Raw genomic sequence first — 16,840 nt, 5'->3', positions numbered from 1 at the left:
ATCGCCAGGGACCTCGCGCCGCTCGCGCGAAAGTCAATTGCGGTGCGGCTTCTCGTCCGTCCTTGGCTGTGGCACACACCGGTGGACAGGCGGGCGGACAGACAGGCGCGTGGACGGGCCTCGCGCGTGCGGTACCAATCGGCGGCAAGACCGATCACGGGAGGATGGGATGACGCTTCGGGATATTTTGGCAGAACGGCCGGCGGCGCGGCCGAAAATTCCGGCGGCGATCGAAAGCCTGCGCACAGTCTTTGGCGAGCGCATTGTCACCGGCGAGGACGTGCGCCGGGCCCATGCCCACACCACCACCTATATCCCCAATCAGGCGCCGGATGCGGTGATCTTTGCCGAGTGCGAAGCCGAGGTCCAGCGCATCGTCGGCATCTGCGCGGCCAACGAGACGCCGATCATTCCCTTCGGCGTCGGCTCCTCGCTGGAAGGGCACGTCAACGCGCCGCAGGGCGGCATCTCCATCGATCTGTCGCGGATGGATCGGGTCCTGGCGGTCCATGCCGAAGATCTCGACTGCGTCGTTGAACCGGGCGTGACCCGCGAGGCGCTGAACGCCCACCTGCGCGACACCGGCCTGTTCTTTCCGATCGATCCCGGTGCCAATGCCAGTCTTGGCGGGATGGCGGCGACACGGGCCTCGGGCACCAATGCGGTGCGCTACGGCACGATGCGCGACAACGTCATCGCGTTGAACGCGGTGATGGCCGACGGACGGCTGATCCGCACCGCGCGGCGGGCGAAGAAGACCTCGGCCGGTTACGATCTCACCCGGCTGCTGGTCGGCTCGGAGGGCACGCTCGGCGTCATCACCAGCCTGACCTTGAAGCTCTACGGCATCCCCGAGCAGATCCTGTCCGGCGTCTGCCCGTTTCCGAGCGTGCGCGACGCGGTGAACACCGTGATCCAGACCGTCCAGACCGGTATTCCGGTGGCCCGGATCGAACTGCTCGACGCCCAGTCGATGCAGGCGGCGAACGCCTATGCCAAGCTCGACCTGAAGCCGCAGCCCTCGCTGTTCGTCGAGTTCCACGGCTCGCCCGCCTCGGTCGCCGAGCAGGCGGAGATGTTCGGCATTCTCGCCGCCGAAAACGGCGCCGGCGCGTTGGAGGCATCGAACCGGGCGGAGGAGCGCAGCCGTCTTTGGAAGGCGCGGCACGACATGTATTGGGCGTCGATGCAACTGCGCCCCGGATCGCGGGCGATTGCCACGGATGTCTGCGTGCCGGTTTCGCGGCTGGCCGACTGCATCGGCGAAACCCAGGAGGATTTGCAGGCGAGCGGCTTGATCGGGCCGATCATCGGCCATGTCGGCGATGGCAATTTTCACGTGACGCTGCTGCTCGACATGGATGCGGCCAACGAAATCGAGGCGGCCGAGGCCTTCTTGACGCGGCTGGCCGAGCGGGCAGTGGCGATGGACGGCACCTGCACCGGCGAGCACGGCGTCGGTCAGGGCAAGCGCGGTTATCTGCATGGCGAACTCGGCGCGGCGGTCGAGGTGATGCAGGCGGTGAAGACGGCGCTGGATCCGCACGGTATCATGAACCCCGGTAAGATCTTCCTGACCTGACACGGCACTTGCCTATCGACATTCGCGATCCGTTCTGGCCTATCCTGTGAAAGCTTGGCACCGGCTTCGTGTGATCGACGGGGGAGAGACCGAAACGGCGTGGCCACGTGGTCGAGGGGCGATCGGTGTGAGCGCCGGGCGTTCTGCGTCAGCCGTTGCGGCACGGCGGCGGCTTTTCGTCCTATGCCGGCGTCTCGCTATCGGGACCGGCCGGCTTAAGAGGTGGGAGATAGGAACCTGGTCAGGGCGTTTGTCCTTGTCGGTGGACTGCTGGTGCTGGCGCTCGTCGGAGCGCTGGTCGCGCCGTATTTCATCGATTGGACGGCCTATCGCGCCGATTTCGAGCGCGAAGCCTCGAAGATCCTCGGCCATAAGGTGGTCGTGGAGGGCACCGCCTCGGCTCGCCTGTTGCCGTTTCCCTCGGTCACCTTCAACGATGTCGAAGTCAAGGACGACGATGGCTCGACGCTGCTGACGGTCGCGCGCTTTCGCATGGATGCCGAACTCGCGCCCTATCTCTCCGGTGAGATCTACATCTATTCCATGACCCTCGACCGGCCGATCGTGCGCCTGCCGGTGCGACCGGATCACAGCGTGCGCTGGGTGGTCTCCGATCCGAAGATCCCGACCGGCGCCAAGGTCGTGCTGCAGAACGTCGTGATCGACCACGGCACGGTGGTCATCGAGGACAAGGGGCTTGGCCGAACACAAACGCTGTTCGACGTCAATGCCAAGCTGTCCGCCGGCTCGCTCGCTGGACCCGTCGATGGCGGGGGCTCCTTCACCGTGGACGGCGAGCCGGTCGATTTTGATCTCTCGACCGGGGTGCCACAGGACGACGGCACCTTGCCGCTGCGGATCACCGCCTCGAATCAGGCTCTCGACGGTCAGATCACGCTTGACGGGAAGGCCAGTGCGCCGAAGGGGGTGCCGAGCTTCGTCGGCACGCTGAGCATGCTGCGCCCCGCGCCAAAGCTCGCAGCGCTCGTCGCTGCGGACGATCAGGCAGGACCCTTCACCGCGCTGAAGGCGCAAGGCGAGGCGGCGAGCGAGGGACGAACCGGCCGGCTGGACGCCGCGCCTTTGAAGGCGAGCGGCGCGATCACGCTCGGGCCGGCGCATGCGGCGGTGAGCGATTTGCGGGTTCAGGCGGGCGGCGGGCCACAGCCTTATGTTCTGACGGGCAGCGGCGATCTCGATTACGGCAAGGCGGTCCGGTTTTCGCTGAAGCTGAAGGGAGAGCAGGTCAATGTCGACGCGCTGGCCGAGCAGAAACCGGCCAACGCGGCGCCGACCGAGACGTCGAGCAAGGCGACGCGCCAGACCCTCGAACAGCGCATCGAGGCGATGCGGCGGGTGCTTCAGAAGGTGCCGCGGCCGCGGATGGACGGCCGGGTCGAGATCAGCCTGCCGGTGGTGACCGCCGGCGATACCACCATTCGCGACGTCGCCTTCGTCGCTGAGCCGCGCCGGGCCGGCTGGAAGCTCGACAGCTTCGGTGCCGAATTTCCGGGGCGAACGCGGCTTGAAGCATCGGGGGATCTCACTCTCGACGACGCCATGGGCTTTACGGGCGATCTGCTTTTGGCCTCGCGCCAGCCGTCCGGCTTTTCGGACTGGCTGACCGGCCATGTCGACCCGGCGGTGCGAAGCCTGACACGGGCGGGCTTTTCGGCTCGGACGACGCTGACGGCGCAAGCTCAAGTCTTCGACAACCTCGAAATCGACGTCGGCGGCGACAAGATCACCGGGCGCATGGCGCGCCAGGAGGCGGACGGCGCGACGACCATGACCGCGAAGCTCTCCGGCGGCCGGGTCGATCTCGACGCCGTTTTGGCGTTGTCGCGGCTCTTCACCGGCCACGCGCACTCGATCGCCGATGCCGACCGGTTCGATCTGGCGCTCGACGCCGGGCCGGTGACCTTTGCCGACGGTCAGGCGGATAAGGTTGATGCCGATCTCAGCTTCGACGGCGACTCGCTGACGGTCGATCACCTGAAAATCGCCGGTCTTGCCGGCGCCAATCTCACGTCGTCGGGCAATCTCACCGATCTCAATGGCGGCGCGCCCAAGGGCAAGCTCGACGTCGGGCTTGATGCCAAGGATCCGAAGCGCTTCTTCGCCTTCCTGCGGGAGCTGCAGCCGGGCATTCCGCTGATCGAGGTGCTGTCGCGCCGGGCGGGGCAACTGGCGCCGCTGAAGCTGTCCGGCGACGTCGAGACGATCGAGGGCGAAACGGGCAAGAAGCCGACCCTTCTGGTGCGTCTCGACGGCACCGCCGCCGGCACCAAGATCGATTTGTCCTCGGCCATCGAGAACGGCATCTATGCCCGCACCGAGAGCGGCCGGTTCGGCCTCGATCTGCGGTTTGAGAACGATCGGCCGACGGTGCTGTTGTCGCAACTCGGCATTCCGGCCGCCGGCGCCGCGCCGGAGCAGCCGCTGGAAGTGGAGCTATCGGTCTCGGCCGCCGAAACCGGGCCGGCGGTGACCAGTGCCACGGCGCGATCGCCGGGAAGCGAGATCAGCATCGACGGCATGGTCGATGTCGCGCCCGGTGGGGTCACCGGCGCCAATCTCGCCCTCTACATGAACAGCGAGGATGCCTCGCCCTGGTTGCGAGCCTTGGCGCTCGATCTCGGCCAATCGGTCAACGCGGTGCCGGTCTCGCTGAATGCCAGCGTCATCTATCAGGATGGTGGCTGGCAGGTGTCCGGCATCAACGGTGAGGTCGCCGGTGACACGGTGGATGGTGATCTCGAAATGCCGGCCGGGCAGCCGCTCGGCGGAAGGGTGAAGCTTTCCTCGCTGTCGCTGCCGTGGCTCGCCAATCTCGCCTATGGCCGGCCGCTGGTCGAGGCGACCGGGACCGTCGATTGGTCGAAGAGCGCCTTTTCTCCCACGCTTCTGCCGCCGGTCGACGGCCAATTGAAGCTGTCCGCCGGCCGGTTGGATCTGCTCGGCGGACTGACATTGTCCGGTGTCGGCGCCGATCTGCAATTCACCCCGACCTCGCTGTCTCTTGCCAATCTGCGCGGCAGGCTCGAATCCGCCGAGACCACCGGCACCCTGGTCATGCGCAATGCCGGTGGCCTTGCGGGCTTTTCGTTGGCCGCTTTTGGCCAGGGCATCGACCTGGCGAAATATGCGCCGGCGCTGTCGAATGGCGAGGGCGCGGCGCGGCTTGACGGCGAGATCCGGCTGGAGACCAGCGGCCAGTCCTATCAGGCGATGATCGCCTCCTTGTCCGGGGCGGGCAATGTCACGGTCGCCAACGCCAAGATTCCCGGCGTGCCACCTGCGGTCTTCAAGCCGCTGCTCGCTGCCGCCGACGCGCCGACCTTCAAGCCGCAGGCCGACACGGCGGCCACATGGCAGCGGCTGAGCACTGGCGCGGCCTTTCCAATCGACGACGTCACCAGCGACTTTACGGTGAATGGCGGCAAGCTTGACCTCGCGCCGGTCGATCTTGTCCAGAACGGCGAACGGCTGACCGTGGCGGCGAACCTCAATCTTGCGGCCTTGACGCTCGGCGGCAATCTCAATCTGGTCATCGATCCCGGCCTCGACCATGTCGAGGGCGCCGATCCGACGGTGACCTATGGACTGTCTGGACCGACGTCGGATCCCAGGCTTACGGCCGATACCGCGGCGCTGACCAACTATCTCTCGGTGCGGGCCCTCGAACGCGAACAGGCGCGGGTCGAGAAGATGCAGGAAGGCTTGCAGGAAAAGCTGCGGCTGCGGCGCGAGGCGCGCTTCTACCGCTGGCGTGAGGCCACGGCCGAGGCCGAGCACCAAGCCGCCGAAGCACGGCTTGAAGCCGCAGCGGCGGCCGCGGCGGCGATCGAGCAGCGCCAGGCGGCAGAGCGCGCGGCCGCCGAGAAAGCGGCCGCGGCGGCCAGGCGCCAGCAGGAAGCGGCGGCGGCGGCGAAAGCGGTGACCCGCAATCGCGAGGATGGCGCGAAGGCGTCACGCAATGCACCATCGCTGACCTTCGATCCGCCGCCGACCGGCACCCAAAACCCTCCGCCACCGAAATTCGAGGCGTTGCCCGGCGTCAAGAATCCGCTGGATTTTTGATCGCTCTGGCCGGCGGAGCCTGGTCCCCGCGCTCGCTGACCTTGGCGGACAGATGAGAGCCTCGCGTTCGGAGGGGCATCAGCACGCTCGCGTGGCGTTCGAACCAAGGCCGAGAGGGACATGGCCGGACAGGTCATGTCATTCAACGGGCGGTATTGCGGCCGGATCGGCGCGGGCGAGGGCGTCCTCCAAAACAAACAGGCGAATGGCCGAGGAGAGATTGCCGTCCGGATTGCGGCCGGCGTCGATCTGTGTGATCAGCCGGGCGACGGTGACGTTTTGGCGGGCGGCGATCGCCTGCAGGCCCCCCCAGAACCGGTCTTCGACGCTGATCGAGGTCGAATGCCCGCTGATCGAGACCGATCGCTTGACGATGGTCACGTCGAAGCCTCCTGGGAAGCCTCCGGGGCGTTGCGGGGGGATTTCTCCGGCTCGCCGGCCACCAAGTGCTGGGGTTCTTCCACTTCGCCCTGATGGCGCCGATCGAGCGCCGCACCGTCGAGAAGAGCTTCGCGGCGGGCGCGGTCTGTCCGCTCGATCGTCTTCGCGGCTTTGGATAGGCTGCTGCGGGCACGACTTTCCGCGGCGCTGCGCTCCGTCTCGTCACGCTTGCGGCGTTTGCGGGCTTGCCGCAGATTGACGATCTCACCCATGCCGATGCTCACCCTTGCCGGCGAAATGCCGTTCAGGTTTTTTTGCGGAACGCGTCGAGTGAGACGACCTCGGCATCGCGGCGATCGCCGTCGATGTTTTCGGCGTCGTCCGCCTCGTCCTCGTCGGTCACAGTGACCTTCTCCTTACGGGCGACCGCGAGCGGGGTCGCGGGCTTCGGCGCCAGCTGCGTCGGCTCGGGCCCATCGCCCTCCAGATCCTCGGGCTGGCTGTTGGCCGCCGTCGCGCTCTGAACATCGAATTCGAGTTCGAAATTCACCGCCGGATCGTAGAAGCCGCGGATTGCGCTGAACGGCACGAGCAGGCGCTCGGGAATGTCGGAGAAGGAGAGGCCGACCTCAAAGGACGTGTCGGTCACCTGCAGATCCCAGAATTGGTGCTGGATGACGATGGTCATCAGCTCGGGATATTTTTCGCGCAGCCGAGAGGAAATCCTCACGCCAGGCGCTGCGGTCAGGAAGGTGATGAAGAAATGATGCTCGCCGGGCAGTCCGGTCTTCGCGACCTCGCCCAGCACTTTGCGGATCACCCCGCGAAGCGCGTCCTGAGCAAGAACGTCATATCGAATAAGATCCTGGCCCATTCCGGCTTTCCGATCCCCTCATTCCACAAATCGACGCACGGCTTTCTGGTTTGAACGCCACAAGAAAGTGGAGGCTTCTGTTGCCAGGCGCCTCCGAGCCCCGCCTAGAAGTGCGAACCCCCAGGACTTGAATTGAAGCGTTCGCGCTGCTTACGCAGCGAGACGAGCTTCCGCATAGTTGTCGTTGGCAACTATTTATAAGGCCCGATAACGGCGGTACCATTCCGAGCGAAAATTCGATCTTTACACCCTCGTCGATCCTATTTCGCCCCCGCCGCATGCCACGATTTCGATGATCATCGTGACATCCGGTGGAGGCGCCGGGTACCGCCCCCGGGTCCGAAAGGCTTATTCCATCGAACGTTTATCGCCATAGCCGAGCGAAGGCCCGACAAACTGAATATAAGGAGGTTGCGGCCTCGTGAAAAGGGTGTGTCCGGGATGGGGTGACCGGAGAGGGGCAGGTTTTTTCACAGGCGATGGCGTGAAGGCCCCCGCCGGCGGGGCCGATGCTTACGGCCAGCGGCCCCGCTGGCGCCGGATCAAAGTGCCGCAAGCGCCTTGAACACCTCCCCGAAGCTGGAGTCGGCCCGATAAAATACCGCCGGCTGGCCCAGCGGCGCCGTCATCTCGACGTCCTGCCCGCCCCGATGCCGCTCGGCCGTCCAAAGGTGGATCCAGTCGGTGCCGGCGGGCAGATAGAGGCCGCGCTCGTTCGTGCCCGCCTGCCAGACCGGCGCGACGAGAAGTTCGCGGCCTAAGAGATAGGCGTCCCAGATCTCGAAGGCCCGCGCGTCGTCCTCATGGTGCAGGAACAGCGGGCGCTGCAGCGGCAGGCCCATTGTCTCGGCCTCGCCTGCGAGCGTCTGGAGATACGGCTTCAGTGCCGCGTGAACCCGGGTCATCCGGGCAAAATGGGCAAGCGTCGCTTCGTCCTGGTCGATCTGCAGGTTCTCGTCCGGGCGATTGCCCTCATGGCTGCGCATTACCGGGGTGAAGGCGGCCATTTCCGCCCAGCGCATCAGGAGTTCTGCGGTGCGGCGGTTGCCGAAAAGGCTGGTGTAACCGCCGATGTCAGAGTGATGATAGGCATTGCCGAGGAGGCCGGAGGACAGCGCTCCGACGATCACCGTGACCAATCCGTCATGGCGGGTGAAGTCGACCGACTGATCGCCGGCCCACAGCAGCGGGCACTCGGCCTGGATGCCGCTGTAGCCGGCGCGCATGAAGAAGACGATGTCGCCGGTGCGGCCCTTCTTGGCGATCGCGCGGGCGTTGACCGCGCCCCACAGCACCGGCCAGGCGTTGTGCATCAGTTTGGCGTCGGCGCCGCTTTTCAGCTCGAGGTCGATCGGCAGATATTCGCCGAAATCGGCCATCCAACCGGCCAGGCCGAGATCGATCATGTTCTCGCCGATGATCTGATCCTCGAACCAGCGGCAGGCCTCAGGAATGGTGAAATCGACGACGCCGCAGTCGAACTCGCCGAAATCGACGAGATAGGTCGCGCCCTCGGCCGTGGTGGCGAGGAAGCCCCTGGTCTCGGCTTCGGCAAAGAGCGGGCCGTCATTGCACAGATAGGGATTCACATAGCCGAGAAAGCGGATGCCGCGCGCCGCAAGATCGGCGATCCGGCGCTTTAGATCGGGATAGCGGCTGTCATTCGCCTGCCAGTCCCAGAACAGGCGCTTTCCGAAAGACGTCTGTCGCAGGCCGACCCAATCCTCGCACCAGAGACCGCAGACCCTTACGCCAGCCGCGATGTAGCGCTCCAGCCGCTGGAAGGACTGCTCGCCGGCCTTCAGGCCGATGATCGCCCCTTCCAGAGCCCAATCCGGCAGACGCGGCTGGCGGCCGAACCGATCGGCCATCGCGGTGACGAGGTCGGCGATGGTCGGCCGGGCGAAAAGCTCGATCCGCTCCGGCATCGCCCAGACTTCGATCTCGTGAAACGCGCCGTGGCGAAAGTCGAAGACCGAATAGGCGGCGGTCTCGACGTGCAAAGCGTAGCGCCGGGACGACAGATAGGTCGGCTGGGGGTAGTTGGTGTTGTAGTAGTCGCCGCCGGCCCGGCCGGTGCGATCGGCCTCGAAGGTGACGGCCGTCGTCTTGTCGCGGCCGACGCCCGGCTCCGACGTCCAGAGCGGAAACCGTCGGCCGGCAAGATCGAGATAGGACATCTGCTCGCCGCCGCCCCACAGATGCTCGCCGGCTTCGGCGACGAGACGCAGCCAGAAGCGGTTGGCGCCTGGATCGTGGGATTGGATCGCGATCGTACCGTTCGCCCCGTCGCCCGAGACGATGAGCGTCAGGCGAATCGGCGAGCCCGGCGCCGCCGCGCAGTCGATCCGCCAGCCGTCCTCGCTTGCGGTGACGACGGCATGGGCGAGGGGGACGCGCTCGACGACATAGTCTTCGATGTCGAAATTGCCGCGATACATCTCCATGCGCTCGACACCTCGGCCGAGAAACAGGCAAGGCGCGTCAGGGCGATGGCGAAGGATCGCGCGGCCGTCGATGAAAAGATCGAAGCCACCATCGCGGGCGTGAACGAGCATGGACGAACCTCAATTTTGGGTCAGACCGGCATCGACGACGAAATTGGCGCCGGTGCAGCCGGCGCTCTCGTCGGAGCCGAGAAACAGGGCGAGCTTGGCGACGTGGCTGGCGTCGAGGCGGAATTTCAGCGCCTGCAGACGGATGAATTCGGCGTCGATTTCCGGTGTCAGCCACAGCGCCTTCTGGCGCTCGGTGAGGATCGCGCCGGGGACGATGCAATTGACGCGGATGCCCGAAGCGCCGAGTTCGCGGGCCAGCGTCTTGGTCATGCCGTTGATCGCCGCCTTGGCGGTAGTATAGCCGACCATCCCCGGCCGCCCGCGCATCCAGGAGATCGAGCCGAGCATGATCACCGAGCCGGTGCCACGCGCGGCCATGCCCTTGGTGACGGCCTGGGTCGCGAAGAACTGGTGGTCGAGATTGAGCGCCAAGGTCCGGTGCCAACCGTCGGGCTCGACCGTCGCCATCTCGTGGCGATCGTCCTTGCCGGCATTGTTGACGAGGACGTCGACCCCACCGGCGGTGCTCTCGATCTCGGCGATCGTTTCCCGCAAGGCGGCAATGTCGGTGACGTCGCAGGAAACGAAGCGCGCGCCGGTTCGTGCGGCGACGGCTTGGCCGGCCTCGGCGGCGATATCGAGGAAGGCGACCTTGGCCCCTTGCGCGGCAAACGCTTCAACGAGCGCCTCGCCGATGCCGGAGGCGCCGCCGGAGATCAGCACCGAGCGGCCTTGCAGCGATTGATAGCGGACGGTGTCGTAAGGGCTGGTCATCAGGCGCAGGATCCGATTTCAAAGCGCACGGTGCCGACGAGGCGGGCACCGGGCGCGAGGATGGCGAGGCCGTGGTCCGGCGTCGTCAGGCGGTTGACCGCGTCGACGATGTGGGTCACCGGTTCGACGGCGAAGAAGCTGCGCTCGTCGGCGCGAAAAACGACGAGCTTGGAAAAGATCGGATCGGCGCGGATCGCGATCGCCAGATCTTGGTCCGGATAGACGATCTCGGCCCAGCCGCCCCAATCCTCGAAGAGATGGTCGACGGCCTCCATCGTCGCGACCTCGCGCATCGTCTCGCAGGCCCAGCCGGCCGGGACGGCCGCGCGCTCGGTGGGGATCAGCCGTGCGTCGCTCTGCCAGACGCTGCGGGCGGTAAAGCGCAAGGCGGCGCCGGTCTTGTCGAAATAGGGGTGCAGGCCGAAGCCCGCCGGCATCGCGCTCGCATCGCGATTTTCAATCGCGAGCGCCACCGACAGGCCGTCTGCCGTCAGGATGATATGTTGCTCGGCGAGATAGGCGAAGGGCCATTCGCGCGCCCGGCCTGGCTCGGCCGGATCGTGGTCGAGGATCAGCCGTGCTGCGCTTGGCCCGGCCTCCGCGACCTGCCAGGCGCGCTGCCAGCCATTGCCGTGGATCGCATGGGGGCTCTCGCCGAAATTGCGGGCGAGTTCGAACGCAGTGCCGCCGAAGGAAAAGCGCGCATCGGCGACGCGGTTCGAAAACGGGATCATCGCGTAGCTGCCCGCCAGCGTCGGCTTCATCTGCGTCAGCGCCTCGGGCGGGGTGTTGCGGAAGATCGCCGTCTCGCCGCGCCGAAAGTCGACAATCGCGCCGCCGAGCTGCGGTGCGATGCGGGCGACGAGGGAGCCGGCCCGAAGGTCGAGGACGCCGTCCACGGTCATGCGGTCGCAGCGGGCAGGGTGTGCTCACCGGCGCGCGTCCCAAGCCCGCGCAGCTCCGCGACGAGGTCCGGTCGGCCGCGACCGCTGCCCTCTTCGGTGACGGTCAGGCCAACGCGCGTGGCATCGGTGGACAGATGGCAGGCCAGCAGCGAGGCGTCGCCGCCCTGGTAGCGCCAGCTCTCGCCATCGTCGAAGAAGATCGAGCGCCGGCTTTCACCGGCTTTTGGCCCGGCAAAGGCCGTCAGCGCGACGCGCGTCGCCGCATGGGGGCTGGTCGACGGCCAGTCGAGGGCAAGCGGCAGAACGGCGCCGGACCGCACGAAGATCGGCAGGCGGTCGAGCGGGGCGGGCACCGTCACCTGGGTGCTGCCGGCATAAATCGTCCCATCCCAAAAGTCGTGCCAGCCGCCGTCGGTTTCCGGCAGGTCGATCGAAACCGTCTCAGTGCCTTCGGTGACATTCGGCGCCACCAGCACGTCCGGGCCGAGCATGAAAGCGTCGGGGTCGGCGCGGCAGCTCGCATCGGCGAAATGATAGAGCAGCGGGGCGACGATCGGCTCGCCGGTCCGATGGCACTGATGGGCCAGCGAATAGAGCAGAGGCAGGAAACGGTAGCGCAGCCGCAGCGCCTGGCGCACGGCGTCTGTCGCCTCCGGATGCATCCAGGGCAAATTGACCGGATCGCTCAACTGCGGCTTCCAGGAGTTCATCACCGCCCGCGGATGCAGCGCCATCAGCTGCACGAAGCGGGTGAACAGTTCCGGCCCCGGCTTCGGTCCGGCAAAGCCGCCGATATCGTGGCCGATGAAGGGCATGCCCGACAGGCTCATCGACAGGCCGTTGCGGATGTTCCACTTCAGCGTATGCCAGCTCGTCGAGTTGTCGCCGGTCCAGGTCTCGCCGTAGCGGGCGATGCCGATCGGGCCGGCGCGGCTGATCGTGTAGGGGCGTTTGTCCGGCTCATGCGCCTTGGTCGCCTCGAAGGTGGCGCGGGTCATCAACAGCGCCTGCAGCGGCTTTGCCTCGATCGCCGGCAGCGGCCGCCCGAGCCCATCGACGGTTGCTTCCTCGTCCCACAGTTCGGCCTCGTTATTGTCGTTCCAGGCGGCGTCGAAGCCGGCGCCGAGCACCTGCTCGCGGATCCCCTTTTGCCACCAGGCGATGGTCTGCGGGTTCGACAGGTCGAGGCTCGATCCTTCGCCGCCCCAGAACATCTCGACGGCCGGTGTGCCGTCACTGCGCTTGACGAAGAGACCCTTCTCGGCCGCCTCCGGATAGGCCGGGTGTTCCTTCAAAAGCACCGGCTTGACGTTGGCGCAGGTGTGGTAGCCAAGCTCCTTCAGCCGGGCGAAAAAGCCGCCGCGATCGGGAAACTTCGCCGCGTTCCAGGTGAAGACGTAGCGCCGCCCATCCGCTCGCGTCGTGTAGCCCGAGCCCGAATGAATGGCGCTGATCGGAATGTCGTCCGTCCGGCAGCGCTGGGCAAAGCCAGTCATGACCTCTTGCGCATTCGGCGCATCGGCATGGTGCATGGTGGTGAAGGCAAAGCCCATCGACCAGCGCGGCGGCAGATGCGGGCGGCCGGTCAGTCGCATCAGCCGCGGGACGATGTCGGACAGGCGCGGCCCGGCGATAACGTAAAGGACGAGGCCTTTTTCGAGCATTTCGACATGCCGGTAAGGCTCGTAATAGTTCGAGTGCTCGCAGCCGAGATCGACCGCCATTTCGGACAGCGTATCGTAGAGGAGGCCGGTGGCGTGGCCGTCTTCGGCCTCGACCATCACGAAGGGCACGTGCTTGTAGAGCGGATCGGACAATTCGGCGTCGTAGCCCATGGAATCGATCTGCAGACAGCGGAACCGGCGACTGGTGCGATCGAGCGGTCCGGCCTTGTCGCCGAGGCCATAATGGCGCTCGCCGGGCGCCCGGTTCTGGTAGTGGCGGAAGCTGCCGCGCTTTGCCAGCCAGTCATAGGCGCTGCGCTCGCGGTCCTTCAGGACGGTGCGCCAGCCGTCGGCCGTGCGGCGCTCGACGGCGAGGCGCAGCGGCGCATGCTCGATGCGGACGCGGGTATCGCCGCAGGTGACGATGTCGGCGCCGGCTTCGGCTTCGTGCGCCATGGCCGGCAAGGCGAATCCGTCGAGCGACAGCCGGTCGCGCCCCTCAACGGGGGTGTCGCCCTCCGGCGCGATCATCCAGCTGCGATCGACGCGAAAGCCCTCGTCGGGGACGATGGCAAGACGGATCAGCCAGTCTTCCAGCGCCTCGAGCTTGAGGGTGAAGCCGGCATTGAGCGGCATGACGAAACCGTTCGCCGTCATGGTGGCCGGTCCGTGGGCGCTCAAGATCGTCATGACACGATGTCCTAAAAGTTTCGGTGAGCCTCGAAAACCCGCCGTGTTTCAGGCCTCTTCGCCGATTCTCAAACGCGTGAGCGCCGTTCCGTCCTTTTTGAAGACGTGGATCGATTCCTCCGGCAGAAAGACCTGCGCCGCGTCGCCCGCCTTGATCTTCGTCTGGCCGGATTTGTGGACGGTGATCGGATGCCCGTCGGCGTCTTTGCAATAAAGATAGGATTCGCCGCCGAGCTGTTCGATCGTCTCGACGGTCACCGGATGGCCGCGCTCGCTGCCGATTTCCAAGTGCTCGGGTCTGACACCGATGGTCACCGCATCGCCCGGCGCGACGCCGTCCGGCGAGACGGCGGCGGTGAAGCTGCGTCCGTTCGTGTCGGCAACGACGATGCCATCGCTCTCGACCTTCGTAACGCTCATCGCCATGAAATTCATCCGCGGCGAACCGATGAAGCCGGCGACAAACTGGTTGGCTGGCCGGTTGTAGAGATCGAGCGGCGAGCCGACCTGCTGGATGAGGCCGGCCTTCAGGACGACGATCTTGTCGGCCATGGTCATCGCCTCGACCTGATCGTGGGTCACGTAGATCATGGTGTTGCCGAGGCGGCGGTGCAGGCTGGAGATTTCGCCGCGCATGACGACGCGCAGTTCCGCGTCGAGATTGGACAGCGGCTCGTCGAACAGGAACACCTTGGGCTCGCGCACCACCGCCCGGCCGATCGCCACGCGCTGGCGCTGGCCGCCGGAGAGCTGCTTCGGCCGTCGATCGAGATAGTCGCCGATCTGCAGCATGCGCGCCGCCTCGTCGACGCGGCGGCGGATCTCGTCCTTTGGCGTCTTGATGTTTTCCAGGCCGAAGCCGAGATTTTCGCGCACCGTCATATGCGGGTAGAGCGCGTAGGTCTGGAAGACCATGGCAAGACCGCGCTCGGCCGCCCGCTGCTCGTTGACGCAGGTGCCGTCGATGCGCAGCTCGCCGCTGGAAATTTCCTCCAGCCCGGCGATCATTCTGAGCAAGGTGGATTTGCCGCAGCCCGACGGGCCGACGAAGACGCAGAACTCGCCGTCCTCGATGGTCAGATCCACGCCGTGGATGGCGCGCATGTCGCCATAGTCCTTGACGAGCTTGTCGAGTTCGACAACGGCCATAATGTCTCCGTTACTTCACGCCGCTCTGGGCGATGCCGGCCGTGATGTTCTTCTGCAGGATCGCGAAGACGATGGTGATCGGCAAAAGCGTCAGTATGGTCATGGCGAGCAGCCCGCTCCAGGAGGTCTGGAGATCGCCTTGGAAGGCGTTCAACGCCAGCTGCAGGGTGAACTGCTCGGATCGGTTGAGGACGATGAGCGGCCACAGGAACTCGTTCCAGCGCCACATCACCGAAAAGATCACCAGGACGGCGATCGCCGGCGCGGCCAGCGGCAGGACGATGCGCCAATAGACCCGCCATTCGGAGGCGTGATCCATGCGGGCGGCGTCGAGCAGATCGTCCGGGATCGTCAGCATGTATTGGCGCAGCAGAAACACCCCGGTCGGGGTCGCCACCGCCGGCCAGATCACCGCCCAGGGCGTGTTGACGAGCCCCAGCTCGTTGACCACCAGATAGATCGGCACGAGGTTGATCGTCGGCGGGATCATCAAGGTCGCGATGATCAGCAGGAAGACCACCATGCGCCCGCGGAATTTGTATTTGGCGAGCGCGAAGGCCGCCATCGAGTTGAAGAGCACCGTGATCACCGTCGCGACCACGGTGATGAACACCGAGTTCCAGAAATAGCGCATGAAATTGAAGCGCTTGAAGAGCTTGGAATAGTTGTCCCAGGCAAAGGTGAGTTCGCGCTTCGGCTGGCGATCACCGATCTTGACGTTGATCTTCTCGTCCGGATGGGCCGGGTCGACCATCTGCGCGTTGAGACCGATGCGCCGGATCTGCGCCAGCACTGAGCCTTTGTGCTCGCCGGCGGTGATCTCGTAGAGCGGCAGCGGCTTGTCGTAGCCCTTCACCATGGCCGTCTGCGTGGCGAGCGGCAAAAAGCTCGGCGGATATTCCGATAGCGCCGCGTCGGTCTTGAACGAGCTCATCGCCACCCACAGCACCGGGCCGAACATCAGCAGCATGCCGAAGATCAGATAGCCCCAGGTGAGCCAGTCGGTGAGATCGAAGCGATTGCGGCCGCGAGTGCGCGAGATGAAGGACCAGAGCATGTTTGTCAGTTCTCTGCCTGGCCGCGGGTCACGCGCAGCTGCAACAGCGTGAGGACGAGCAGCACGACGGCCATCAGGATGGACGCCGCGGCCGCCAGACCGAACAGCTGCGGACGCGAGGCAAAGCCGGTTTCATAGATATATTGCAGGATCAGCGTGGTCGCTGAGCCGGGGCCGCCGCCGGTCAACACGAAGATCTCGTCGAAGGCCTGGACGGCGCGGATGAGACTGAGCACCAGGACGACGATCATCGTCGGCATCAACAGCGGCATGGTGATTTTCGAAAACACCCGCCAGCGCGAGGCGCCATCCATCTCCGCCGCCTCGTAGACGTCGGCGGGGATCGCCTGCAGACCGGCCAGCAGAATGAGCGTGTAAAAGCCCATATGCGCCCAGATCGAGACGAAGATGATCCAGAAGAACGCCCAGTTGGCGTCGGTCAGCCAGTCGACCGACGACAGGCCGACATCTTCGAGCCCGGCGTTGAAGAGGCCGTAGCGCTGCAGGATCCATTTCCAGATCAGCGCGACGACCACCGGCGAGAGCAGCACGGGATAGAAGAAGACCGACCGGAAGAAGCCGCGCCAGGGAATGTCGCGATTGAGGATCAGCGCGGTCAGCAATGAGAAGGCGACCATGAAGCCGACCTGCAAGACGACGAACCAGCCGGTGTTGTAGACCGCCCGCCAGAAGACGTCGCGCCGGCAGGTGTTGGGATCCAAATAGTCGGTGCAGGATAACAGCGAAGCGAAGTTCTCGGTGCCGACATAGGGGCGGTGGGCGAGCAGGATCGCGTCGCCGCCGCTGGTGGCATAAAAGAAGTTCAAGATGATCGGCAGGAAGGTGAACAGGCCGAAGATCAACAGGTTCGGCAGCAGGAACATCCAGGCGATCCGCTTGATGCCGATCAGCTTTTGGGCCGTCGCCATCGGCAGTTCGAACAGGCCGAAGGCGGTTCGATAGCCAAGCTGTGCTGCTGTGTTGAGTGGCTTCAGCATCGTGTCCGTTCATGCTTCGGGGCAGGATGCGCAGACACGTGACAGGCGGCTGCCATCAATCTGCGGATTCCAAACCCGATGGCCGAGCGCTGTCTTTGCTCCGCTCATGTGAGGGGCTGCGGCGC

General features: G+C 65.6%; 12 protein-coding genes and 1 other RNA gene. 2 read left to right on the top strand and 11 right to left on the bottom strand.

Annotated elements, in window-relative coordinates; genetic code table 11:
* Positions 1 to 169: 169 nt before the first annotated feature.
* Positions 170 to 1,582: an FAD-binding oxidoreductase gene (locus tag J1C48_RS01420; RefSeq protein WP_207255862.1), complete on the top strand. Its 1,413-nt coding sequence runs from the start codon at positions 170 to 172 to the stop codon at positions 1,580 to 1,582.
* Between the two features lie 222 nt (positions 1,583 to 1,804).
* Positions 1,805 to 5,665 (top strand): AsmA family protein, encoded by a 3,861-nt coding sequence (locus J1C48_RS19145; protein ID WP_207255861.1) that lies wholly within the window; start codon positions 1,805 to 1,807, stop codon positions 5,663 to 5,665.
* Positions 5,666 to 5,803: 138 nt separating this feature from the next.
* Here J1C48_RS19145 and J1C48_RS01410 read toward each other — a convergent pair whose 3' ends face one another.
* The 11 genes from J1C48_RS01410 to J1C48_RS01360 form a co-directional block, all read right to left on the bottom strand.
* Positions 5,804 to 6,046, bottom strand: a complete 243-nt coding sequence (locus J1C48_RS01410; RefSeq protein ID WP_207255860.1) for a ribbon-helix-helix domain-containing protein — start codon at positions 6,044 to 6,046, stop codon at positions 5,804 to 5,806.
* Entirely contained in the window at positions 6,043 to 6,318 is a 276-nt protein-coding gene (locus J1C48_RS01405) for a DUF4169 family protein (protein WP_207255859.1), read from the bottom strand. Before J1C48_RS01405 ends, J1C48_RS01410 begins: the two co-directional genes overlap by 4 nt.
* Before the next feature lie 32 nt (positions 6,319 to 6,350).
* Positions 6,351 to 6,920: an SspB family protein gene (locus J1C48_RS01400; RefSeq protein WP_207255858.1), complete on the bottom strand. Its 570-nt coding sequence runs from the start codon at positions 6,918 to 6,920 to the stop codon at positions 6,351 to 6,353.
* A gap of 66 nt (positions 6,921 to 6,986) precedes the next feature.
* Positions 6,987 to 7,352: a transfer-messenger RNA gene (gene ssrA, locus J1C48_RS01395) on the bottom strand.
* A 110-nt stretch (positions 7,353 to 7,462) separates the two neighbouring features.
* Entirely contained in the window at positions 7,463 to 9,478 is a 2,016-nt protein-coding gene (locus J1C48_RS01390) for an alpha-glucosidase (protein ID WP_207255857.1), read from the bottom strand.
* Positions 9,479 to 9,487: 9 nt separating this feature from the next.
* Positions 9,488 to 10,252, bottom strand: coding sequence for an SDR family NAD(P)-dependent oxidoreductase (locus J1C48_RS01385; RefSeq protein WP_207255856.1), 765 nt, complete (start codon positions 10,250 to 10,252; stop codon positions 9,488 to 9,490).
* On the bottom strand, positions 10,252 to 11,157 hold the full coding sequence (locus J1C48_RS01380) for an aldose 1-epimerase (protein ID WP_207255855.1): 906 nt from the start codon (positions 11,155 to 11,157) through the stop codon (positions 10,252 to 10,254). The genes J1C48_RS01385 and J1C48_RS01380 overlap by 1 nt, the downstream gene beginning before the upstream one ends.
* A complete protein-coding gene (locus J1C48_RS01375; protein WP_207255854.1) occupies positions 11,154 to 13,511 on the bottom strand; it encodes a glycoside hydrolase family 31 protein in 2,358 nt (785 codons plus the stop codon). Before J1C48_RS01375 ends, J1C48_RS01380 begins: the two co-directional genes overlap by 4 nt.
* A gap of 48 nt (positions 13,512 to 13,559) precedes the next feature.
* The gene (locus J1C48_RS01370) at positions 13,560 to 14,660 is read right to left on the bottom strand and encodes an ABC transporter ATP-binding protein (RefSeq protein ID WP_207255853.1); all 1,101 of its coding nucleotides are present in this window, start codon (positions 14,658 to 14,660) and stop codon (positions 13,560 to 13,562) included.
* Between the two features lie 10 nt (positions 14,661 to 14,670).
* Positions 14,671 to 15,717, bottom strand: a complete 1,047-nt coding sequence (locus J1C48_RS01365; protein ID WP_207255852.1) for a carbohydrate ABC transporter permease — start codon at positions 15,715 to 15,717, stop codon at positions 14,671 to 14,673.
* Positions 15,718 to 15,722: 5 nt separating this feature from the next.
* A complete protein-coding gene (locus J1C48_RS01360; RefSeq protein WP_231081514.1) occupies positions 15,723 to 16,715 on the bottom strand; it encodes a carbohydrate ABC transporter permease in 993 nt (330 codons plus the stop codon).
* Positions 16,716 to 16,840 lie beyond the last annotated feature (125 nt).

The organism is Jiella flava (genome assembly GCF_017349315.1).
Taxonomy (GTDB): Bacteria; Pseudomonadota; Alphaproteobacteria; order Rhizobiales; family Rhizobiaceae; genus Jiella; species Jiella flava.
The sequence above is the reverse complement of the archived record's forward strand: the minus strand, read 5'-3'. Positions and strand labels throughout refer to the sequence as shown.

Excerpts from the sequence above, each read along its gene's own strand:
- J1C48_RS01420 (WP_207255862.1), top strand. The coding sequence starts at position 170 with ATGACGCTTCGGGATATTTTGGCAGAACGGCCGGCGGCGCGGCCGAAA.
- J1C48_RS01405 (WP_207255859.1), bottom strand. The coding sequence starts at position 6,318 with ATGGGTGAGATCGTCAATCTGCGGCAAGCCCGCAAACGCCGCAAGCGT.
- J1C48_RS01400 (WP_207255858.1), bottom strand. The coding sequence starts at position 6,920 with ATGGGCCAGGATCTTATTCGATATGACGTTCTTGCTCAGGACGCGCTT.
- J1C48_RS01390 (WP_207255857.1), bottom strand. The coding sequence starts at position 9,478 with ATGCTCGTTCACGCCCGCGATGGTGGCTTCGATCTTTTCATCGACGGC.
- J1C48_RS01385 (WP_207255856.1), bottom strand. The coding sequence starts at position 10,252 with ATGACCAGCCCTTACGACACCGTCCGCTATCAATCGCTGCAAGGCCGC.
- J1C48_RS01380 (WP_207255855.1), bottom strand. The coding sequence starts at position 11,157 with ATGACCGTGGACGGCGTCCTCGACCTTCGGGCCGGCTCCCTCGTCGCC.
- J1C48_RS01375 (WP_207255854.1), bottom strand. The coding sequence starts at position 13,511 with ATGACGATCTTGAGCGCCCACGGACCGGCCACCATGACGGCGAACGGT.
- J1C48_RS01370 (WP_207255853.1), bottom strand. The coding sequence starts at position 14,660 with ATGGCCGTTGTCGAACTCGACAAGCTCGTCAAGGACTATGGCGACATG.
- J1C48_RS01365 (WP_207255852.1), bottom strand. The coding sequence starts at position 15,717 with ATGCTCTGGTCCTTCATCTCGCGCACTCGCGGCCGCAATCGCTTCGAT.
- J1C48_RS01360 (WP_231081514.1), bottom strand. The coding sequence starts at position 16,715 with ATGCTGAAGCCACTCAACACAGCAGCACAGCTTGGCTATCGAACCGCC.